This window comes from Streptomyces sp. NBC_00872 (genome assembly GCF_045161915.1).
Classification (GTDB): domain Bacteria; phylum Actinomycetota; class Actinomycetes; order Streptomycetales; family Streptomycetaceae; genus Streptomyces.
Genome location: NZ_CP108806.1, coordinates 2119767 through 2140826 on the forward strand (window position 1 = coordinate 2119767; position 21060 = coordinate 2140826).

The following is a 21060-nucleotide window of genomic DNA, read 5'->3' on the forward strand; positions in this document are numbered from 1 at the left end:
CGATGGACGAGGCACGCGCGCGGGAGATCCTGGCCGCGACGGGACTGCCGGACACCGCTGAGCTGCTCTCCCTGGGGGAGAACGCGGTGTTCGGGACCGGGGAGCTGATCGTCAAGGTCGGACGGAGCGCCGAGGACCACCCCGAGCTGCTGGAGCGCGCACGGCGTGAAGTCGCCATCGCCTCCTGGCTCGTGGAGTGCGGCATCCCGGCCGTACGCGCCGTCGAGCCGCGCCCCCGGTCGGTGGACGGTCATCCGGTGACCCTCTGGCACCGGCTGCCCGCCGCCGTGCGGACCGCCGGCCCCGGCGATCTGGCCTCCCTGCTCAGACTCGTCCACGCACTGCCCGCGCCCTCCTTCGCGCTCCCCCGCCGGGATCTGCTCGACGGTGTCGAACGCTGGCTGCGGATCGCGGGCGACGCGATCGACCCCGCCGACGCCGGCTATCTGCGCGAGCGCCGGGACGGCTTCGCCGAGGCCTCGGCCACGCTCACCCCGGAGCTGCCACCGGGCCCGATCCACGGCGACGCGCTGCCGCGCAATGTCCATGTGGGTCCCGAAGGGCCGGTCCTGGTCGATCTGGAGACCTTCTCCACGGACTTCCGTGAACACGATCTGGTGGTGATGGCCCTCTCCCGCGACCGGTACGGCCTGTCCGCCGAGGCGTACGGGGCCTTCACCGAGGCCTACGGCTGGGACGTCCGTGACTGGCCGGGCTGTCCGGTCCTGCGCGGCGCCCGCGAGACGGCGAGCTGCGCCTGGGTGGCCCAGCACGCCCCGACCAACCCCAAGGCCCTGGCGGAGTTCCGCCGCAGGGTCGCCTCCCTGCGCGAGGACGACCCCGAGGTCCGCTGGTACCCGTTCTGACGGACCGCCGGGACCCGGGCCGCTCGGACCGCCCAGGCCGCTCGGACCGCCGATGGCAGCCTCAGCGGCTCCGGGGGATGACCGGCCAGGCCTGCTCTACGACCGCCGCCGGATTGGCGGTGCGCCGCAGATAGGCCTGCAAGGAGGCCGACTGCTCGGCCGCCGCGCCGACTTGAAGGGCATGCAGCTCCGCCGGTGGCAGCAGCCCGACGGGCTGGTGCTTCTCGCCCATGCGCCGCACCACCCGGGCCGCGGCCACCGCGTCCGCCCGCGCGTCGTGCGCGTCGTCCAGCGGCACCCCGTAGTACGCGCACAGCGCCTGAAGGGCTCGCTTGCCCTTGCGGTACTTGTCGACGTGCTTGTCTATCACCAGGGGATCGATGACCGGTGACGGCACCTCGCCCAGCCGCTCGCCGACCGACTCCACCCCGTACCGCCGGCACTCGCGGTCCAGGAGCGACAGGTCGTACCGCGCGTTCATCACCACCAGGGGCGTCCCCGGACGCAGCACCTCGGCGACGGCCTCGGTGATCTCCTCGATCGCGGCGGGGGCCGGCACCCCGTGCCGGCGCGCGTGGTCCGTCGAGATGCCGTGGATCGCCGACGCCTGCTCGGGCACGACCACACCGGGGTCGATGAGCCAGGTCCGCTCCCGTGAGACGCTCCCGTCCGGTTCGAGCCGTACGAGCGCCGCCGTGACGATGCGGTCGGTCTCCACGTCCGTGCCCGTGGTCTCCAGATCGAAGGCCACCAGCGGCCCGCTGAGCCAGCTCATCGCCCGGCCCCCGCCCCGCCGTGGACCGCCGTGGGCCCCGTGCCCCTCGTCCCCGGGCCGGAACCCGCCGGCCGTACCCCATGCCAAGTCATCGTGGCCCTCCCTCATGGTGCGCCGGAGCTTCCCCCGTTGGTGCTCCCCCGCAGGACATTCACCCTGCCACGCGCCACTGACAACGCCTGGACCGCCCACCGGCGGCCGGCCGTGCCACGGGCTTCAGGAGACCGGACGGGAGTCCGTCCAGACCGACTCGAACTCCTCGCGATAGGTCTGGAAGAGACCGTGTTCCGTCTCCTGTCCCGAACGGACGACGTCACGCCCGCCGCCCCGCAGCACCAGGACCGGCGCCTCCATACCGCGTGCCCGGCGCAGATAGGACTGGACGACGGCGAGTCCGTCGGAGCCGTCGCCGTCGACCAGATACGCGGTGAAGCGCGGGGTCTCGTCGAAGACATGGATCTCGAAGGCGCCCGGGTCGCGCAGCTTGGAGCGCACCCGGCGCATATGAAGGATGTTCATCTCCACCGAACGGCTCAGTTCGCCCTTCCTGAGCCCCAGCTCGCGCTCCCGGCGCTTGACCGCGCTGCTCGCCGGGTTGAGGAAGACCAGCCGTATCCGGCAGCCCGACTCGGCGAGCCGGATCAGCCGCCGCCCCGAGAAGTTCTGGACGAGGAGGTTCAGTCCGATCCCGATGGCGTCGACACGCCGGGCGCCGCCGAAGAGATCCTCCGCCGGGATCTGCCGTTGCAGTCTGACCCGGTCGGGGTGGACGGAGACCACGTCCGCGTACCGGTCGCCGACCAGATCCTCCATGGCGTCGACCCGCAGCCGGGCCGCCGACGGCACCCCGCTGCCGCCGCCCAGGATCTCCAGCAGCCGGGCGGAGGCCCGCTCCGCCTGGGCGAGGACCGTCTCGGAGAGCGCGCGGTTGCGGGACACGACATTCCGCGCGACCTCCAGTTCGTCGAGGGCGAGCTCCACATCGCGGCGGTCGTCGAAATACGGTTCGAATCCGGGCCAGTGCTGGACCATCAGCTCCCGGAGCTGCGGAAGCGTGAGAAAGCTCAGGACATTGTCGTCGGCCGGGTCGAGCAGATAGCCCTTGCGCCGCGAGACCTCCCGTACGGCGACGGCGCGCTGCACCCACTCCTGCCCGGCGGGACCGGCGGCGGCGACCACCCACTCCTCGCCGTGCACCGGCTCGTAGATGGGCCGCAGCACCGCCGCGACGACCGCGCGCAGCCGCTGTTCCACCAGATTCAGCCAGATATACGCACGTCCCGCTCGCTGGGCGCGCGTACGGACCTCGCTCCAGGCGTCCGGCCCCCAGTCCAGCTCCGCCCCGATCTCCATCGGCCGCGCGAGGGAGACCGCTCCGGGCGGAATGTCGCCGGAGTCCCCCGCGTGACCTGCGTCACCGGGGGGCAGCTCCAACCCTCCCGAGCTCACCCGCGCACCGCCTTTTCTCCCCCTTCAACGATCAAGGAAGGGTACTCCGCCGACCGGAGGCGGTGCAGCCCGATGCACAGGCTCCTTTCTCAACTCCCTTATTCGTGACAAGCGTTCCCGGGGCCGACTTCGGCCGGAGTGAGCGGATTCATAGTGGTTGGAGCCATTCCGTGACCGGACCCGATGGGACGTCATGCCTCCTGAGGGGCGTCCGGGACGACGGCCAGGTCGGAGCGACGGCGGGAAACGTGAAGTTGACCCCGGCCTGACCCAGCGGCAAGAACCCATCGAGTTCCTAGGTCGAGCGGCGTCTTTCGGGGAAGATCTGGCTCTAGGGCGTGCCACGGAAGCAGGGCCGGCGGGACTTCCGCACACGCCCTGGGCCCGCAGCACCCGGATCAGAAGTGGAAGAGTCTTGTCTATGCAGGTCTGGCCGGGACAGACGTATCCCCTCGGCGCCACGTACGACGGCGCCGGGACCAACTTCGCGGTCTACTCAGAGGCCGCCCACAGAATCGAGTTGTGCCTGCTGCACGACGACGGTTCGGAAACGGCGGTGGAACTGCGCGAGACGGACGCCTTCGTACGGCATGCCTATCTGCCCGGCATCATGCCCGGTCAGCGCTATGGCTTCCGGGTCCACGGGCCGTACGAACCGGAGCGCGGGCACCGCTGCAACTCCGCCAAACTACTGCTCGATCCGTACGCGCGTGCGATCAGCGGGAGTATCGAGTGGGGCGAGTCGGTGTACGGCTACCACTTCGGCAAGCCGGACTCGCGCAATGACATGGACTCGGCGCCGCACACGATGACCTCGGTCGTGGTCAATCCGTACTTCGACTGGGGCGACGACCGGCTGCCGCGTACGGACTACCACCGCACGGTGCTCTACGAGGCCCATGTGAAGGGTCTGACCATGCTCCATCCGGAGCTGCCCGACGAGTTGCGCGGCACCTACGCGGGACTGGCCCATCCGGCGGTGATCGAGCACCTCACGGAGCTGGGCGTCACCGCGCTGGAGCTGATGCCGGTGCACCAGTTCGTCAACGACCACCGGCTGGTGGACTCGGGCCTCGGCAATTACTGGGGTTACAACACGATCGGTTTCTTCGCCCCGCACAACGCCTACGCCTCGTGGGGCGACCGGGGCGAGCAGGTCCTGGAGTTCAAACAGGCCGTACGGGCACTGCACCGCGCCGGGATCGAGGTCATCCTCGATGTCGTCTACAACCATACGGCGGAGGGCAACCACCTCGGTCCGACGCTCTCCTTCCGGGGGCTGGACAACGCCCAGTACTACCGGCTCGCCGAGAATCCCCGGTACTACACGGACACCACGGGCACCGGGAACTCGCTGCTGATGCGCAGTCCCCATGTCCTCCAGCTGATCATGGACTCGCTGCGGTACTGGGTGACGGAGATGCATGTCGACGGCTTCCGCTTCGATCTGGCGGCGACACTGGCCCGCCAGTTCCACGAGGTCGACCGGCTGTCGTCGTTCTTCGATCTGGTGCAGCAGGACCCGGTGGTCAGCCAGGTGAAGCTGATCGCCGAGCCCTGGGACGTGGGCGAGGGCGGCTACCAGGTGGGGAACTTCCCGCCGCTGTGGACGGAGTGGAACGGCAAGTACCGTGACACCGTGCGGGACCTGTGGCGGGGCGAGCCCAGGACCCTGGCGGAGTTCGCCTCCCGGCTGACCGGCTCGTCCGATCTCTACCAGGACGACGGGCGCCGGCCGCTGGCCTCCATCAACTTCACCACCTGCCACGACGGCTTCACGCTGCGCGATCTCGTCTCGTACAACGAGAAGCACAACGAGGACAACGGCGAGTCCAACCGGGACGGCGAGAGCCACAACCGGTCCTGGAACTGCGGGGTGGAGGGCGAGACCGACGATCCGGGGATCATCGAGCTGCGCGACCGTCAGATGCGCAACTTCATCGCCACGCTGATGCTCTCCCAGGGCGTTCCGATGCTCAGTCACGGCGACGAGTTCGCCCGTACGCAGGGTGGCAACAACAACGCTTACTGCCAGGACAACGAGGTCTCCTGGGTCCGCTGGCCCGAGCCGGGCGTGGAGACCGACACCAGCATGCTGGAGTTCACCCAGGCGATGGTGTGGCTGCGCCGTGACCATCCGGTCTTCCGGCGCCGGCGCTTCTTCCACGGGCGGCCGGTGGAGGGCACCCACGACGATCTGTCGGACATCTCGTGGTTCACCCCGGAGGGCGAGGAGATGAAGCAGCAGGACTGGACGGCGGCGCACGCGCAGGCCATGACGGTCTTTCTGAACGGGAACGCCATCTCCGAGCCGGGGCCGCGCGGCGAGCGGATCTCGGACGACTCGTTCCTGCTGATGTTCAACGCGAGCGCCGACAAGCTGGAGTTCGTGGTGCCGCTGAACCATGGCAGACACTGGCAGCTCATGGTGGACACGGCCCGCCCGGAGGGGGTGGTCCCGGGGCAGGGGGAGAAGGTGGACGGGGGCGACCGGATCACCATGATCGGCCGCAGCATGACGGTACTGATGCGCCCCGCGTAGATCCGGGCCCGCGCGGGCTCCGGCCCTCGGGGGCCTTCGCGGGGCCGGGCGCGGGCTCCGGCCCTCGGGGGCCTTGGCCGCGCGGGGCCGGGCGCGGCGCCGGCACCGTGCGGCGCGGTCCAGGAGTACGCGGGGACCGGGGACATCGATGACACAGAAGCGGCCGAGCTGGGTACGTACGATCGTATGACACCCACCGCGACCTACCGGCTCCAGCTCCAGCCGGACTTCCCCTTCTCGGCGGCGGAGAGGGCGGTGCCCTATCTCGCCGCGCTCGGGGTGTCGCACATTCATCTGTCGCCGGTGCTGGAGGCCGTGCCGGGCTCGGCCCACGGCTACGACGTCGTCGACCACTCCGCCGTACGGGCCGAGCTGGGCGGTGAGGAGGGGCTGCGCCGGCTGGCCCGTACCGCCCGGGAGCACGGACTCGGGCTGGTCCTCGACATCGTGCCCAACCACATGGCCGCCGCGCCCGGCCACAACCGGGCCCTGTGGGAGGTGCTGCGCGAGGGCCGGGACTCGCCGTACGCCCGCTGGTTCGACATCGACTGGGACGCGGGCGACGGCAAGCTGCTGCTGCCGGTCCTGCCGTCCCCCGTCGGGGACGAGCTGGGCGCGCTGCGCGTCGAGGACGGCGAGCTGCGCCACGGCGACGCGCGCTACCCGCTCGCGCCCGGCACCGGGCATCTCCCGCTGCCCGAGCTGCTGGACGCGCAGCACTACCGGCTCGCCTGGTGGCGGCTGGCCCGTACCGAACTCAACTACCGGCGCTTCTTCACCATCTCCGAGCTGATCGGCGTACGGGTCGAGGACCCCGAGGTGTTCGCCGCCACCCATGCCAAGATCCTTGAGCTGGTACGGGACGGGGTCGTCGAGGGGCTGCGGATCGATCACCCGGACGGGCTCGCCGACCCGGAGGAGTATCTGCGCCGGCTGGGCGAGGCAACGGGCGCGACCGGCCGGAGCTGCTGGACCGTGGTGGAGAAGATCCTCGCCGACGACGAGGTGCTGCCCGCCGGCTGGCCGGTCGCCGGCACCACCGGCTATGACGCGCTGCGCCATGTCGACGGGCTCTTCACGGACCCGGCGGGCGCCGCCGCGCTGGAGCGGCACTACCGCGATGTCGCGGGCCCGGTCGGCGACCGGGGCGGCTACTGGGAGGGAACGGTCCGGCGGGCCGCCTACAAGGTGGTCATCCATGAACTGGCCGCCGAGACCTCCTTCCTGGTCCGTACGGCGCTGCGGATCTGCGCCGCCGATCCCGCGCTGCGCGACCATGCCCCCTGGGCGCTGCGTACGGCCGTTCAGGAACTGCTCGTACGGGTCCCCGTCTACCGCCCCTACACGACGGCGGGCGGCCCCTGTCCGGAAGCGGCCGAGGCGGCGGTCCCCGAGGAGGCGGTCCGCCGGGCGAAGGCCGCGTTCGCTGTGGAGCGGGAGGCGGCCGCCGTGGACGTGGTGCGGGAGCTGGCGCTCGGCAGGCTCGGTACGGGCCCGGACCACACGGCGTTCTGCGCGCGCTTCGCCCAGACCTCGTCCGCGCTGCGCGCCAAGTCCGTCGAGGACACGGCGTTCTACCGCTATGTGCCGCTGATCTCGGCGAACGAGGTCGGCGGCGATCCGGGACACCCGGCGGTGAGCCCGGAGCGGTTCCACGCGTACTGCGCGCGTCTCGCGCGTGACTGGCCCACCACCGGCACCGTGCTGACCACGCACGACACCAAGCGCAGCGCGGACGTACGGGCCGGGATCGCCGTCCTGTCCCAGTGCCCACGGCGCTGGTCGGCGCTGCTGGAGCGGGTCACGGGCGAGACGGGGGTGGCGGCGCCCGATCCGCAGCTGGCCTGGCAGGCGTGGCAGACGGCGGTCGGCTTCACCCCGCCCCTGGAAGGCGGCGCGAGCCTTCCCGACGACTCGCGGATGGTGCCCTCGGGCTCGCGGATGGTGCCCGCGCTGCTGAAGTCCGTACGGGAGGCGGGACTGCACACGAGTTGGACGGAGCCCGATCCGCTCTATGAGCAGGCGGTGGCGGCCTTTGCCGAGGCGGGTCCCGCCGGTCCCGCGCGCAAGACGGTCGCGGAGTTCCGGCGGGCGCTCGATCCGTATGTACGGGCCGGTGCTCTGGGCGCGGCGCTGGTGCATCTCACCATGCCGGGGGTGCCCGATCTCTACCAGGGCACGGAGCGTGAGTATGTGGCGCTGGTGGATCCGGACAACCGGGCGCCGTTCAGGACCGGGCCGCCCGACGAGAAGACGGTGGTCACGACGGCCGCGCTCCGGCTGCGGCGCGAGCGGCCCGCGGTCTTCGGTGAGTCGGGCACCTATGCCCCGCTGCTCGCGACCGGCCCGGGGGCGGCCCACTGTCTGGCCTTCTGCCGGTCGGGCCAGGTGGTCACGGCCGTCACCCGGCTGCCGCTCGGGCTGACGGAGGCGGGGGGCTGGGCCGGTACGGAACTGACGCTGCCGGAGGGCCGCTGGACGGATCTGCTCGCCTCGCCCGGACGGGAGTTCGAGGGCGGCGGCCCGGTCGATCTGGCGGTGCTGTTCGCGGACCGCCCGGTCGCACTGCTGAGCCGACAGGTCTGACGGCTCGCGAAGTGGCGTGCGGCGGTGCCCGGTTGACCGGCCCGCGCCCGGTGAGCGTCGAGTGATCGCCGGAAGCCGGCTCCTCATGGGCCGGGACGGGCGCCCCGGCGGGGCCGAGCCCCGTACGGGACCGAGCCCCGTGCTGAACCGGGCTCCGTACCGAACCGCGCTCCGTACGGAACCGAGCCCCGTACCGAACCGGGCTCAGTCCGTGGCCAGCCGGAAGCTCATCTGCCCGAAGCTCACCAGGTCCCCGTCGTGGACGACCGCCGTCACGGTCACGCGCCGTCCGTTGACGGTCGTGCCGTTCGTCGAGCCCAGATCGCGCAGCACCCACGCCCCGCCCTGCATGCTCAGTTCGGCGTGCATCCGCGAGACCGTGTCATGGCTGAGCCTCAGTCCGTTCATCGGATCGCGGCCGATACGGAGCGGATACGGACCCGGCTGCGGCAGCAGCAACTTCGGCAGCCGCTCCGCCTGCCAGGCCCTGCGCAGCCGTACGGAGAACGCGGACACCCGGCTCACCGCGCCGAACAGCCGCCGTGACCAAGGGCTTTCGGTCTCCAGATCCGCGGTGAGCACCTTCAGCTCGTCCGACCGCCGCGCGGCCAGCGCGAGATCCATCCGGCGCAGAAAGGTGTCGTGCGACAGCATGCCCTGCGCCGCGCCTTCCCTGAGCACCGCGAGAACACGGTCGCGCTCGGCGTCGGAGAGCCGCGCGGGATACGTGTGGAACTCGAAGGAGGACGTCACACGTGTGATTGTCCGCCGGACGGCCCTGAGGTGTCCAGACGGAACGGGCGCACCGCGGCCCACCGTTACGCGCGTCGTTACGCCCGTTACGGGCGGCGCTCCCGCCCCGACGCCCGGAAATTCCCGTCGCAAGGCGTTTACAGAGTGGCCCACCGGCGCTACGTTCCGAATTGGGAGCGCTCCCAGTCACTCATTCGCTTGTCATGATCACGCCGAAGGGACTTGTGCGATGACTCGCCCCCCACTGTGGTTGTCACCCCCGCGCAGAGTTGTACTGCTCGCCCTGCTCGCCGTCCTTCCCGCCCTTCTGCTGATCGTCGGCGGCAGCGGGACCTCGACCGCCCACGGCACCCCCATGCAGCCCGCCAGCCGCACCTTCATGTGCTGGCGGGACGGGCTCACCAGCACCGGTGAGATCAAGCCCGTCAACCCCGCCTGCAAGGCCGCCGTGGCGGAGAGCGGTACGACCCCGCTCTACAACTGGTTCTCCGTACTGCGCTCCGACGGCGCCGGCCGGACGAAGGGATTCATCCCCGACGGTCAGCTCTGCAGCGGCGGCAACACCACGTTCTCCGGCTTCAACCAGGCCAGGAACGACTGGCCGCTCACCCATCTCACCTCCGGCGCGCGGCTCGACTTCTCGTACAACGCCTGGGCGGCGCACCCCGGTTGGTTCTACGTCTATGTCACCAAGGACGGCTTCGACCCCGCCAGGACCTTCACCTGGGACGATCTGGAGTCGCAGCCGTTCCTGACCGTCGACCACCCGGCGGTCACCGGCACCGTCGGCACCGTGAACGGCGCGTACAAGTGGAGCGGCACCCTGCCCGGCGGCAAGACCGGCCGTCATGTCATCTATATGGTCTGGCAGCGCTCCGACAGCAACGAGACCTTCTACAGCTGCTCCGACGTGGTCTTCGACGGTGGCAACGGCGAGGTGACCGGCGTCGGCGAACCCGGCACCACACCCCCGACCGACCCGCCCACCGACCCCACGGCCGTCTGCACCGCGACCCGCAGGACCACCAACTCCTGGTCCGGCGGCTACCAGGCCGAGATCACGGTGAAGAACACCGGCGCCAACCCGATCCTCGGCTGGATGGTCGAGTTCGCCCTGCCCACCGGCCAGCGCGTCGACAGCCTCTGGAACGGCACCGCCACCTACGGAGGACAGGAGGTCATGGTCCACAACACCGACTGGAACGGCTCGCTGGCGGCGGGCGCCACCACGACCTTCAGCTATGTCGCCTCCGGAGGACCGCCGGACACCGCCGCCACGGCGCCCTGTTCGGTCCACTGATCCCCGGTCCCCGGCCCGTGATCCGTTCCGTGATCCCGTGAGCGGGGCCCATACGCCCCTGACGAGGGCTCGCCCCCCGTCGGCACCCGCACCGGCCCGGCCCGCCGCTCCCCACCTCACCCGGAGCGGCGGGCCGGGCCTCTCCGGCCTCAGCCCTGCCGTCTCCACCGGGGCTCCACCGCTCCTCCACCCGATTCGCCCCGATCACCGGGCCCGGGGCCGTCTCTCTTGCGACCATGAGAGGGACAAGCCGAAGGGGCCTGGAACAGGGCGGGGACAAGGCCCGCCGAAGGGCCGGGCCGGCGGGCCCGACGACGAGGGGGAAGCGCTCGTGCAGTTCGAGGTGTGGGCACCACTGGCGAGGGAGCGGGCCGTACTCCGGCTGGAGGACACCGAGCTGCCCATGGGCCGGGACCCGGAGCGGGACGGCTGGTGGACCGCCGAGGCGCCCGCCGCCGACGGCACGCGGTACGGCTTCGCGCTCGACGGCGGCCCCGTACTCCCCGATCCCCGCTCCCGCCGCCAGCCGGACGGACCCGACGGCACCAGCGCCGTCGTCGACCAGGCCGCGTACGAGTGGCGCACCCCGTGGCGGGGCCGCGAGCTGCCGGGCGCGGTCCTGTACGAGCTGCACATCGGCACGTTCACCCGCGAGGGCACCCTCGACGCGGCGGCGGACCAGCTGGCGCCACTGGCCGAGCTGGGGATCACCCATGTCGAGCTGATGCCGGTGTGCCCGTTCCCCGGGACCCACGGCTGGGGGTACGAGGGGGTGTCGCTCTGGGCGGTCCACGAGCCGTACGGCGGTCCCGAGGCGCTCAAGCGCTTTGTCGACAGGGCGCACGGACTGGACCTCGGTGTCGTACTGGACGTGGTGCACAACCATCTCGGTCCGTCCGGCAACCATCTGCCGCGCTTCGGCCCGTACTTCACCGACACCCATCACACGCCCTGGGGCGCCGCGGTCAATCTCGACGCCCCCGGTTCCGACGAGGTACGGGCGTATCTCCTGGGCAGCGCGCTTGCCTGGCTGCGGGACTTCCGGCTCGACGGGCTGCGGCTCGACGCCGTGCACGCCCTCGCCGACCATCGGGCGCTGACCTTCCTCGAAGAGCTGTCGACGGCCGTGGACGCGCTCTCCGCCGATCTGGGCCGGCCGCTCTTCCTGATCGCCGAGTCCGATCTCGGCGATCCCCGTACCACCACTCCGCGCGCGGAGGGCGGCCTCGGTGTGCACGCCCAGTGGAACGACGACTTCCACCACGCCCTGCACACCACGCTCACCGGTGAGTCCCAGGGCTACTACGCCGACTTCGCCCGTGAGCCGCTCGCCGCGCTCGCCAAGACCCTCACCCGGGTCTTCTTCCACGACGGCACGTATTCGAGCTTCCGGGGCCGGACCCATGGCCGTCCGGTCGAGCGTACGAGAACGCCCGCGCACCGCTTCCTCGGTTATGCCCAGACCCATGACCAGATCGGCAACCGGGCGCTCGGCGACCGGCTCTCCGCCACCCTCTCCCCCGGACTGCTGGCCTGCGCCGCGCTGATCGTCCTGACCGCGCCGAGCACGCCGATGCTCTTCATGGGCGAGGAGTGGGGTGCCTCCACACCCTGGCAGTTCTTCACCGACCACCCCGATCCGGTGCTCGCCGAGGCCGTACGGACGGGCCGGCGGCGGGAGTTCGCGTCGCACGGCTGGGCGGCGGAGGAGATCCCCGACCCCCAGGACCCGGCGACCCGGGAGCGCTCCTGTCTGGACCGCTCCGAGACCGGGAAGGAGCCGCACGCGCGGCTGCTGGCCTGGTACCGCGAGCTGATCGCCCTGCGCCACGGTCAGCCGGATCTCTCCGATCCGGATCTGGCCGCCACGAAGGTGGCGTACGACGAGGAGGCGCGCTGGCTGGCGTACCGCAGGGGCGATCTGCGGATCGCGGTGAATCTCTCCGCCGAACCGGTGCGGATCCCGCTGGGCGGCACCAGGATCCAGCACGGCGGCGGCCGGGTGCTCGCCGCCTGGGAACCGGTCGGACCGCCGGACGGGAACGGGGTGCTGCGTCTGCCGCCGGAGTCGGGAGTGATCCTGGCGGGAGGGTGACGGCCGGAGCCGACGCGCGGGGCGGCGGGCGCGTACCGGACGCTCACCTGCCGGGCGCCGGGCTTCCGGATGCCGGCCTTACGGGCGCCGCGCGCCGGACCTCCGCGCGCCAAGTGCCCTGTGGCGGACGGGATTTTTGATGATCACTGGCCCCTGTCCGGTGGGTCCTGTTCCACCAGGCGTTCCAGCAGTTCCTGGAAGTCCTCGCCCACCACGATCCGCAGTCCCTCGCCGTCCTCGTCCTCGTCGCTGAGCTGGGTGAGCTTGCCGCCCCGCCACCAGTAGACGTACGGGCTGATCGCCCCCGGTGTGTCCTCGTACCCGGAGGCGGCGAAGGAGGCCATGGCGTTCAGCGACGGGATCATGGTGCTGTCGCGGATGACATGGAAGGCGAGCTGATGGCGGAAGGGCATCGCGACCAGCGCGCCCTCCGGGGGGATCGGCCGGCCCGTGAGCTGCTTCACGACCGTCTCCAGGGCCAGCACCCGGCTCGCTGTGTAGAAGGAGTCGCCGAGCACCACCTCGAACCGCGTCCCGTCGGAGTCCTTGACGGTCTCGCGGCCCTCGACCGGCAGCTCACGGAGGTTGTGCAGGGCCCGCTCCCGCAGCTGCCTGGTCTCACCGAGCGGCTCCAGCGCGTCGTCGGTGAGCATCATGACGCTCTCGGGAAGGTCGAGGGCGAGGACCTCGTACAGCCCGGGGGCGACGGAGCGCGCATAGCCGAAGGTCTGCGGGTCGAGGCCGTCCTGGCTGATCACCCGGGGATAGAGCTGGGCGCGGATCTGCTCCGGGGCCAGGGTGTCCAGGGCCGAGGGGGCGTCCATGGTGCGCAGCACCATGCCGACATGCCGCCGGACCAGCGTGCCCCAGACGCGCGGGCCGCGGTCGTCGTTGTGGCAGACGGCCGCGAGATTGCCCAGACCGAACTGGCGGCCGGCGCTGTCCTTCACCATGTCCGCGTAGAGCGTGACCTCCAGCCCTCGCTCGGCGAAGGCCTCCCGGACCTGGCCGCGGAAGCGCGCGGCCTCGTCGGCCGAGAAGAAGGGGAAGGCCGCGTCCCTCGGTGTCGTGTCGCGACTGTCACGCTTCGGTCCCCGCCGGAACAGCCCCACTCCATCGCCTCCGCTCATGCCCGGTGATCGTCGTATCTCCGATGCTAGTCCGAGAGGGGGACAACGAGATCGGCGCGGTCCCGGCCACGCTCCACGAGACGGGCATTGGCCTCGTCGGACTCCCTGACCCAGCGCTCCGCGTACGGCCGGTCCTTCCCGTAGCTCACATGCCGGTCCACGAGACGGGCGACCCGTATCGCGGGGTCGAGCTCCAGGAACCACACCTCGTCGAGGAGCGCACGGACCGGGGCCCAGGGACCGGCGTCGTGCAGCAGGTAGTTGCCTTCGGTGATGACGAGCGGGATCTCGGGCCCGACGGCGATGCTGCCCGCCACCGGTTCCTCCAGGGAGCGGTCGAAGGCGGGCGCGTAGACGACGGTGCCCGGCTCGGGGGCGCGCAGCCGCGCGAGCAGCGCGGCATAGCCGGTGGCGTCGAAGGTGTCGGGCGCCCCCTTGCGGCCGGCCCGTCCGAGACGGTTCAGCTCGGCCTGGGCGAGATGGAATCCGTCCATGGGGACGAGTACGGCGAGCCCGCCGAGCCGGTCGACGAGCGCGGCGGCGAGGGTGGACTTCCCCGCGCCGGGCGGCCCGGCGATTCCGAGGATGCGCCGGGGTCCAGGAGGACACGGACCGCCGGGGCCGGTGGAGGAGGAGCCGGGGAGGGCGGGCCGACCGGCGGGGTCGGCGGGGGCTGCGGGATCAGCGGGGTCGACGGGGGCGGTGGGACCGGCAGGGTCGGCGGGATCGGCGCCCGGGGTGCCGAGGGCAGCGAGGGGGTCGCCCGGGAGGACGGGGACGCCACCACGCCCCGGGCCCGGGTCGGCGAGCCGGCGGGCGCGGGCGGTCAGCTCGGCGATCTGCTGCGCATCCATGGCCGGCATTGTTTCATCTTGCCCGGCCATCAGTCATACGTATAACTTCTGCTTATGTCCTTCATCGCCCTCATCACCCTCGTCGTGGACGACTATGACAAGGCCATCGCCTTCTACACCGGCGCCCTCGGCTTCGAACTGGTCGAGGACACCGACCGGGGCGACGGCTCCCGCTGGGTCGTGGTCCGTCCGCCCGGTTCCGACGGCACCGGTCTGCTGCTGGGGCGCGCCAAGGACAGTGCCCAGCGGGCGAGCATCGGCGTTCAGACGGGCGGCCGGGTCGGTTTCTTCCTCTACACCGAGGACTTCGCCCGCGACCACGCGCGCATGCGCGCCGCGGGAGTCCGCTTCGTGCGGGAGCCACGCCAGGAGCCGTACGGCACGGTCGCGGTCTTCGAGGACCTCTACGGCAACCTCTGGGACCTGCTCCAGCCGGCCGCCCAGACCTGCTCCGTCCGGCAGCCGGGCTGAAGCGGCGGCCACCGGCCGGACCGGAATTCCGAAAACTCCGCCGCCGCGGCAGAAGATCTGCTGGGATCTGCCGAGATGAACGATCGTGGAGTGAACACCCCGCCCCGGCGCACCCCGCCGTCCCACCCGGCCCCGCCTCGCCGACGGTGCGGCAGTGCCGGGCCGAGTGGTGCCGGGCCGCGTCGCGCCGGTACGGTCATCCGCGAGACCGGGCGGTCGGCGGCCGACGGCCGGCGTCTCGCACAACCCTCCCCGTTCACCTGGTGGTTCGCTGACATGACGACCGTCATCCGCCCCCGCTCCTCCAGCCGTGCCCCGGTGGCGCGGCGGCGCGGTCCGAAAGGGGCCGGCGCATGAGCCTGGCACAGCTTCACTGCACCTCCGCCGTGCCGGACGCCGACGGATCACCCGCCCCCGGCGGGCCGGGCTTCCGCTTCACGGCGGTCACGCCCGGCGTCCCCGAGTCGCTCCTCAAGGAGGCCGAGCAGCTCCTCGCGTACGAGCCGCCGTCCGGCGCGCCGCTGCGTGCGACCGCCGCCGAACTCACCTCGTTTCCCCAGTCGTTGAGTTACAGCGTGCTCTCCGACGGCAGCCGGCTGCTGGCCAGGACGGTCTACGCGGGAGCCGACTTCACCGGCGTCTGGGGCACCTTCCACGCCCACGCCGTCCATCTGCCGCCCGATGCCGCGCACTTCACGGGAGCGCCGCCCATCAGCGCCTGGGACTCACCGCAGTGGGTGGCCGGTACGCCGGACGGCGGGGCGCTCCCGCCGCTGGACCGGCCGCCGTCGTCGCGGGGCTTCGACCGGCGTGAGCTGGTGTCGTTCGCCGCCTCCCGCGCGACCTGGCTCGCCCGGTTCTTCGCCGCCGTGCGCGGGCTGGCCGAGGAGGAGACCGCGCCACGGCTCGTGCTCGTGGAGCGGAACAGCGCCGATGTGGCCCGGTGGATCGCGCTGGCCGGCGCCGTACTGCCGGGCGCGAGTGCCCACCGGCTGACCTTCACCACCTACACCCGGCGTCCCGAGCGGGCCGGGCAGCAGATCATCGGTGTGCTGCCCGACGACGCACGGGAACTCGCCGGTCTCGACCACCGCTACCGCGTGATCGACTGCACGGCGCCCCGGCCGACGAACGCGGCCGGGCAGGACACACCCGTCGTGGACGTCTGGGCCGAGATCGCCGCGCATATCTGGCTGGGCAGGGCCCCCGAGCTGTTCGCGGAGGCGGCGACACTGCCGGGCGGCCGTTTCGCTCCCGGCCCGCTCGCCGTGGCCGCGCTCTGCGCGGGGATAGCCCCGGGCACGAACGGCCGTACGGCGGCGGCCGTCTGGGCCTACGAGCACGCGAACGCGCTGGACGGGCAGCGGCTCGATCAGCTCGCCGAGGCCCTGACCGCGCCCGCCGTGGACCGCGGTGCGGCCGAGACGGCCGCGCTGGCACGCCTGTTCACGGTGCTCGGCGACCGGGCACCGGCCCGTACGACCGCGCCCCTCGCGGCGCTCGTCCTGGCCGAGGCCGTCCGTAACCCGGCCGCCGGGCTCGAACTGCCCGCCCTGCACATCGTGTCGCTCCCCGAGGACCTCAAGCGGAGCCTCGCCGACCAGCTGGCCCCTGAACTCCGCGCGGGCATCGCGGAAGGCGACAGCGCGGACCCGACCGGCTCGGCCGGCACCTCAAGGGCGGCGGAGCTGCTGCGCGTCGCCGAACTGCTCGGTGTGGACTGCGCGGATCTGCTGCCCGCCCTGGCCCACCGGCTCTCCCGCGCGCTGACCGCCGATCCGGTGTCCGTGTACACCCCGGCCGTACGGACGGCGCTGGAGGAGTACTTCGATCTGCGCACCGCGCTGCTCAGCGAACTCGACGGCCTCGCCGCGGACGACCCGCCCGCCGCCGCCCGCCTGTTCGGCCGTATCGACCTCCCTCTCACGGAGGTCCAGGCCATACCGCATCTGCGGATGTGCGCGGAGGTGGCGGGCTCGGCCGTCGCGGCGCCGGTAGACGGCAGCCGTGTCACCGTTCTGCGCTCCGTGCTGCGGGCCTGCGGTGTCTCCCCGTTCGCCGATCCGCTCGTCCTGCGCACCGCCGCCCGGCTGGTGTGGGCCGACGGCGCGCCGACCCCGGGTGAGGCCCGGCTGCTGCTGGCGGAGACCGGCTCGGACGCCCACCGGACCGCCGGAACCTGGCAGACCCTCGTCAGGGCCGCGCTCGAAGGTCCGGGGGACAGCCCCGACTCGCCCGCTCTCGCCCACGATCTGCTGCGCGGCTTCCGCGAGGAGCTGGAACCGCGCGTACGGAGCGCTCTCCAGCTTCTCGAATACGCCGGGGATCTCACGGCGGGGCGGGCGGGTCCGGGCTGGACCGACCGGGCGCTCACGCTGCGCGCCATGGCGGAGTCGGTCGAACCGGGCGTGCTCGATCAGGCGTTCGGGGCGCTCTGCCGTCAGCTGATCTCCGAGAAGCGGCCCGAGGGGGAGCTCTACGCCCTGGTCCACTGCGGCGACGCGGATCTCACCGACGCGTACCGCAGGGCGGCCCAGGACGATCTCGTACGCGAACGGCTCCGTGCCGTACCCGCGTTCGCGGCCCACTGCTTCACCACCTGGACCGCGCTCCCCGGCGCCAACAAGACCTGGGACCAGACCCGTACGGCCCTGCTCGACAAGGTGCTGCGTCCGGCCGTACGGGCACTGTCCGCGGGCGACGTCGCCGCCGTCGAGCGCTGTCTGGAACGTACGGACGGCCGCAAGGTGGAGGAGTTCAGAACGTGGAACAAGCCGGGCGCCCTGGGCCGGCTCGGTTTCCGCTTCGGCGGGCGCTCCCGCACCCCCGCCACGGACGAACCGCGCGACGACCGCCCATGACCTGACCGGCGCTCCTGGCGGGCCTGGCAGATGACCGGCACCCCTCGACGGGTGCCGGTCACGCCGGGGCTCAGCTCTCGTCGCGGCTCAGCTCTCGTCGGGGCTCAGCCGCAGTGAGATCGAGTTGATGCAGTACCGCTGGTCCGTCGGGGTCGGGTAGCCCTCGCCCTCGAAGACATGGCCCAGATGCGAGCCGCAGCGGGAGCAGCGGACCTCGACACGGACCATGCCGTGGGAGCGGTCCTCGATCAGTTCGACCGCGTCCGTGTCCTTCGGGTCGTAGAAGGACGGCCAGCCGCAGTGCGACTCGAATTTCGTGTCCGAGCGGAACAGCTCGGCGCCGCACGCGCGGCAGGAGTAGACACCGGCCGTCTTCGTGTCCGTGTACTCACCGGTGAAGGCGGGCTCGGTGCCGGCCTTGCGGAGTACCTGGTACTCCGCGGGGGACAGCTCCGCGCGCCACTGCTCGTCCGGCTTGTCGATGTCGTACGACATGCGCTCTCCTCAGTCGGTCAGACGGGCCAGGATGCGCGGACCGAGGTCCGTGACATCTCCGGCGCCCATGGTGAGAACGAGATCACCGGGTCCCGCCATTCCCGCCACGGCGTCGGCGACCGCGTTCTTGTCGGGTACGGCCGTCACACTGGCGCCCGCCGCCACGGCCGCGTCGGTGATCAGGGCGCTGGTGACACCGGGAATGGGGTCCTCGCGGGCCGGATAGATCTCCAGGACCAGCGAGGCGTCGGCCAGGGCGAGGGCCTGGCCCATCTCGGTGGCCAGCTCCTGCGTCCGGGAGAAGAGATGCGGCTGGAAGACGACCAGCAGCCGGGAGCCGGGGGCAGCAGCGGCGCGCATCGCCTCCAGGTCGGCCGTCATCTCGGTGGGGTGGTGCGCGTACGAGTCGATCACCTGGACGCCGGCGGCCTCGCCCTTGAGCTGGAGGCGGCGCTTGACACCGGTGTACTTGCCGAGGGCCGAGGCCAGATTGTGCGCGGGAAGGCCCAGCGCGACCCCGGCCGCGAGGGCGGCGACCGCGTTGAGTGCGTAGTGCCGGCCCGGGACCGAGACCGTGAAGGTCAGCGGCCGGCCGTCGAGCAGCACGGTGACCTCGCTGGTCAGCCCGCGTGCGGTGATCTTGTGGACCCGTACGTCCGCCGCCTCGGCCTCACCGTAGGTGACGACCTTGACCGCCGGCCGCGCGCGGACCCGCGAGGTCAGTTCGACCGCGCCCGCCTGGTCGGCGGAGATCACCAGGGTGCCGTCCGGGACGATCTTGGCGGCGAACGCCTCGAAGGACTCGTAGATCTCGTCCATCGACGCGTAATTCGCGTGGTGGTCCAGCTCGACGTTGAGGACGATCGCGACCTCGGGGTCGTACTTCTGGAAGCTCCGGTCGCTCTCGTCCGCCTCGGCGACGAAGATCTCGCCCTCGCCGTGCCGCGCGTTCGTTCCGGGCCCCGAGAGATCGCCGCCGATCGCGTACGACGGGTCGAGGCCCAGCTCGGTGAGGGCGACGGCCAGCATGGACGTCGTGGTCGTCTTGCCGTGGGTGCCCGCGACGGCGATCGGCCGCAGGCCCGCCATCAGGGAGGCCAGCGCGTCCGAGCGGTGCACCACCGGTACGGACAGCTCCGCCGCCCGCGCCAGCTCGGGGTTGTCGGCGCGGATGGCGCTGGAGACGACCACGCACGACGCGTCGTCCGCGAGATGCGCCGCGGCGTGGCCGATGTGCACGGTGGCGCCCAGGGCCCGCAGCGCCTCCGCGGTCTCCGACTCCTTCGCGTCACTGCCCGCGACCTTGGCCCCGCGCTGGGCGAGGATCTTCGCGATACCCGACATTCCGGCGCCGCCGATGCCGATGAAGTGCGGTCGTTCCATGTCGGCGGGGACAGCGGGGGCCGGTGCCATAGGTGGTTCTCCCAGGTGCGCGCGTGGGCGGAGCGTCAAGTTTTATGTGTCGTCCCAGCCTATTCGCTGTGGGCGAAGAGTTTGAGCACCGGTACACCGACCTTGTGGCGGGCTCTGGACGCCCAGTCCCGGTGGAAGAACTCCTCCACGTAGTGCGGCTCGGTCAGCACGATCACCTCGTCGGCGCCGCACTCCTCCACGACCCCCTTGAGATGGTCGAGCGGATGTTCCTCCACGACCTGGCCGGTGGCCTCGGACCCCTGGGCGCGCAGAGCGGCCAGGGATGCCTGGAGGGCCAGTTCCGCGGGCCCTCTGGCCTGCGCGCCCTCCGGCGTGTCGCCCTCCCGGGCGGCATCCCTCAGCTCGCCGAGCGCGACATCGTCGATGGCGCGCAGCAGCACATCCGCCTGATCTCCGCGGGGCTGCATGAGCACGACGAAGGAGACCGGCTCATCGCCATGGAGGGTGGTGACGAATTCCACGTCCTCGGGCGTCAGGGGCTTCTCGATCATCAGTACGCTTGTGAACACGACAGGCGCCCTTCGTCTTCATGGACCGTCCGGCCCCACTGCTGAAACCATCCTTCCCCGTGCCCGCACGGGGTCTGCGAGAGTAAGTCTGCCCACCGGAAGCTAACCGGAACGGCGAATTCCGCTGATTGTCAGACGCGTCGGTACCGGCTGAAGAGGAACCCGTCCTGCTCCAGGAGCGATACGAGAGCGAACCGTTCGGGTACCGCGGGACCCTGGCCCCCCGCGATGCGTTGCGCATACCCCGCGGTGAGCGTCGGGGACACCGTGAGGCACATCTCGTCCAGGACGCCCGCCGCCACGAACTGCCCCAGCAGCCGGGGCCCGCCCTCGGTGAGCAGCCGTACGAGGCCCCGCTCCGCGAGGGCGTGTACGGCGCGGGCGGGGTCCACGCCCGGTCCCTCCCCGGCGATCACCACCTCCACGCCCGCCTTCTCGGCGTCGCGGATCCGGACCGCGGGGGCCTCGGCGCCGGTCAGCAGCAGGGTCGGGACACTCGGTTCGCTGAACAGCGGCAGCGAGAAGTCGAGGTGAAGACCGGCGCTGACCACCGCGATGGCCGGCGCGGGGCCCTGACCGGCCGCCGCGCGGCGCGCGGCGAACGCCTCCCGGGCGCGGGCCGGCCGGTACTCCTCCAGACGAACCGTTTCCGCGCCGACCACCACCGCGTCGGCGAGCCCGCGCAGGGTCCCGAAGATCCGCATGTCGGCGGCGGAGGAGATGGTCCCCGAGCGGCCGTCGTGCTGGGCGGCGCCGTCGAGGGTGGACACCATGTTGGCCCGGAGCCAGGGCCTGCCCCCGCCGCTCGCCCCCACGGCCGTCACCGAGGGGTACGCGTAGGCGTCGGCCAGTTCGTCGAGCGTCCACTCCCGGTCCTCGGCACGGTCCTCGGCCGGGACTGTCTGATCGGTCACAGGGAACAGGCGTCGCATGCGAAGCA

General features: G+C 71.8%; 16 protein-coding genes. 7 read left to right on the forward strand and 9 right to left on the reverse strand.

Annotated features, from left to right (window positions below; translation table 11 throughout):
- Positions 1–2: 2 nt before the first annotated feature.
- Entirely contained in the window at positions 3–866 is an 864-nt protein-coding gene (locus tag OG214_RS09130) for a phosphotransferase enzyme family protein (protein ID WP_405984453.1), read from the forward strand.
- Between the two features lie 61 nt (positions 867–927).
- On the opposite strand, the gene OG214_RS09135 is transcribed toward OG214_RS09130, so the two are convergent.
- Together OG214_RS09135 and OG214_RS09140 are read right to left on the reverse strand one after the other, a co-directional pair.
- A complete protein-coding gene (locus OG214_RS09135; RefSeq protein ID WP_405984454.1) occupies positions 928–1641 on the reverse strand; it encodes a 3'-5' exonuclease in 714 nt (237 codons plus the stop codon).
- Between the two features lie 216 nt (positions 1642–1857).
- Complete coding sequence (locus OG214_RS09140) at positions 1858–3090, reverse strand: SAV2148 family HEPN domain-containing protein (RefSeq protein WP_365901820.1); 1233 nt, start codon at positions 3088–3090, stop codon at positions 1858–1860.
- A 421-nt stretch (positions 3091–3511) separates the two neighbouring features.
- Here OG214_RS09140 and glgX point away from each other — a divergent pair, with 421 nt between their 5' ends.
- Together glgX and treY are read left to right on the forward strand one after the other, a co-directional pair.
- The gene (gene glgX / locus OG214_RS09145; protein WP_363082283.1) at positions 3512–5632 is read left to right on the forward strand and encodes a glycogen debranching protein GlgX; all 2121 of its coding nucleotides are present in this window, start codon (positions 3512–3514) and stop codon (positions 5630–5632) included.
- 186 nt (positions 5633–5818) lie between these two features.
- Positions 5819–8218, forward strand: a complete 2400-nt coding sequence (treY, locus tag OG214_RS09150; RefSeq protein WP_405984455.1) for a malto-oligosyltrehalose synthase — start codon at positions 5819–5821, stop codon at positions 8216–8218.
- Positions 8219–8422: 204 nt separating this feature from the next.
- Here treY and OG214_RS09155 read toward each other — a convergent pair whose 3' ends face one another.
- On the reverse strand, positions 8423–8971 hold the full coding sequence (locus tag OG214_RS09155) for an FHA domain-containing protein (protein WP_405984456.1): 549 nt from the start codon (positions 8969–8971) through the stop codon (positions 8423–8425).
- Between the two features lie 229 nt (positions 8972–9200).
- Here OG214_RS09155 and OG214_RS09160 point away from each other — a divergent pair, with 229 nt between their 5' ends.
- Both OG214_RS09160 and treZ read left to right on the forward strand, forming a co-directional pair.
- Complete coding sequence (locus OG214_RS09160; protein WP_405984457.1) at positions 9201–10271, forward strand: lytic polysaccharide monooxygenase; 1071 nt, start codon at positions 9201–9203, stop codon at positions 10269–10271.
- Positions 10272–10602: 331 nt separating this feature from the next.
- Positions 10603–12366, forward strand: coding sequence for a malto-oligosyltrehalose trehalohydrolase (treZ, locus tag OG214_RS09165; protein WP_405984458.1), 1764 nt, complete (start codon positions 10603–10605; stop codon positions 12364–12366).
- A gap of 143 nt (positions 12367–12509) precedes the next feature.
- Here treZ and OG214_RS09170 read toward each other — a convergent pair whose 3' ends face one another.
- Both OG214_RS09170 and OG214_RS09175 read right to left on the reverse strand, forming a co-directional pair.
- A complete protein-coding gene (locus tag OG214_RS09170) occupies positions 12510–13478 on the reverse strand; it encodes a hypothetical protein (protein WP_363082284.1) in 969 nt (322 codons plus the stop codon).
- Between the two features lie 44 nt (positions 13479–13522).
- The gene (locus tag OG214_RS09175; protein WP_363082285.1) at positions 13523–14083 is read right to left on the reverse strand and encodes a nucleoside/nucleotide kinase family protein; all 561 of its coding nucleotides are present in this window, start codon (positions 14081–14083) and stop codon (positions 13523–13525) included.
- 321 nt (positions 14084–14404) lie between these two features.
- Between OG214_RS09175 and OG214_RS09180 the strand changes: the two genes are divergently transcribed.
- Both OG214_RS09180 and OG214_RS09185 read left to right on the forward strand, forming a co-directional pair.
- Entirely contained in the window at positions 14405–14821 is a 417-nt protein-coding gene (locus OG214_RS09180; RefSeq protein WP_405984459.1) for a VOC family protein, read from the forward strand.
- Positions 14822–15174: 353 nt separating this feature from the next.
- Positions 15175–17682: a GTPase-associated protein 1-related protein gene (locus tag OG214_RS09185; protein WP_405984460.1), complete on the forward strand. Its 2508-nt coding sequence runs from the start codon at positions 15175–15177 to the stop codon at positions 17680–17682.
- Between the two features lie 87 nt (positions 17683–17769).
- Here the strand turns inward: OG214_RS09185 and msrB are convergent, their stop codons facing one another.
- The 4 genes from msrB to OG214_RS09205 form a co-directional block, all read right to left on the reverse strand.
- A complete protein-coding gene (msrB, locus tag OG214_RS09190) occupies positions 17770–18177 on the reverse strand; it encodes a peptide-methionine (R)-S-oxide reductase MsrB (RefSeq protein WP_363082277.1) in 408 nt (135 codons plus the stop codon).
- Positions 18178–18186: 9 nt separating this feature from the next.
- A complete protein-coding gene (gene murC / locus OG214_RS09195) occupies positions 18187–19590 on the reverse strand; it encodes a UDP-N-acetylmuramate--L-alanine ligase (RefSeq protein ID WP_405984461.1) in 1404 nt (467 codons plus the stop codon).
- Positions 19591–19649: 59 nt separating this feature from the next.
- Positions 19650–20120 (reverse strand): indole-3-glycerol phosphate synthase, encoded by a 471-nt coding sequence (locus tag OG214_RS09200; RefSeq protein WP_363082279.1) that lies wholly within the window; start codon positions 20118–20120, stop codon positions 19650–19652.
- 131 nt (positions 20121–20251) lie between these two features.
- The gene (locus OG214_RS09205) at positions 20252–21052 is read right to left on the reverse strand and encodes a pyrimidine reductase family protein (protein WP_405984462.1); all 801 of its coding nucleotides are present in this window, start codon (positions 21050–21052) and stop codon (positions 20252–20254) included.
- Positions 21053–21060: the final 8 nt, after the last annotated feature.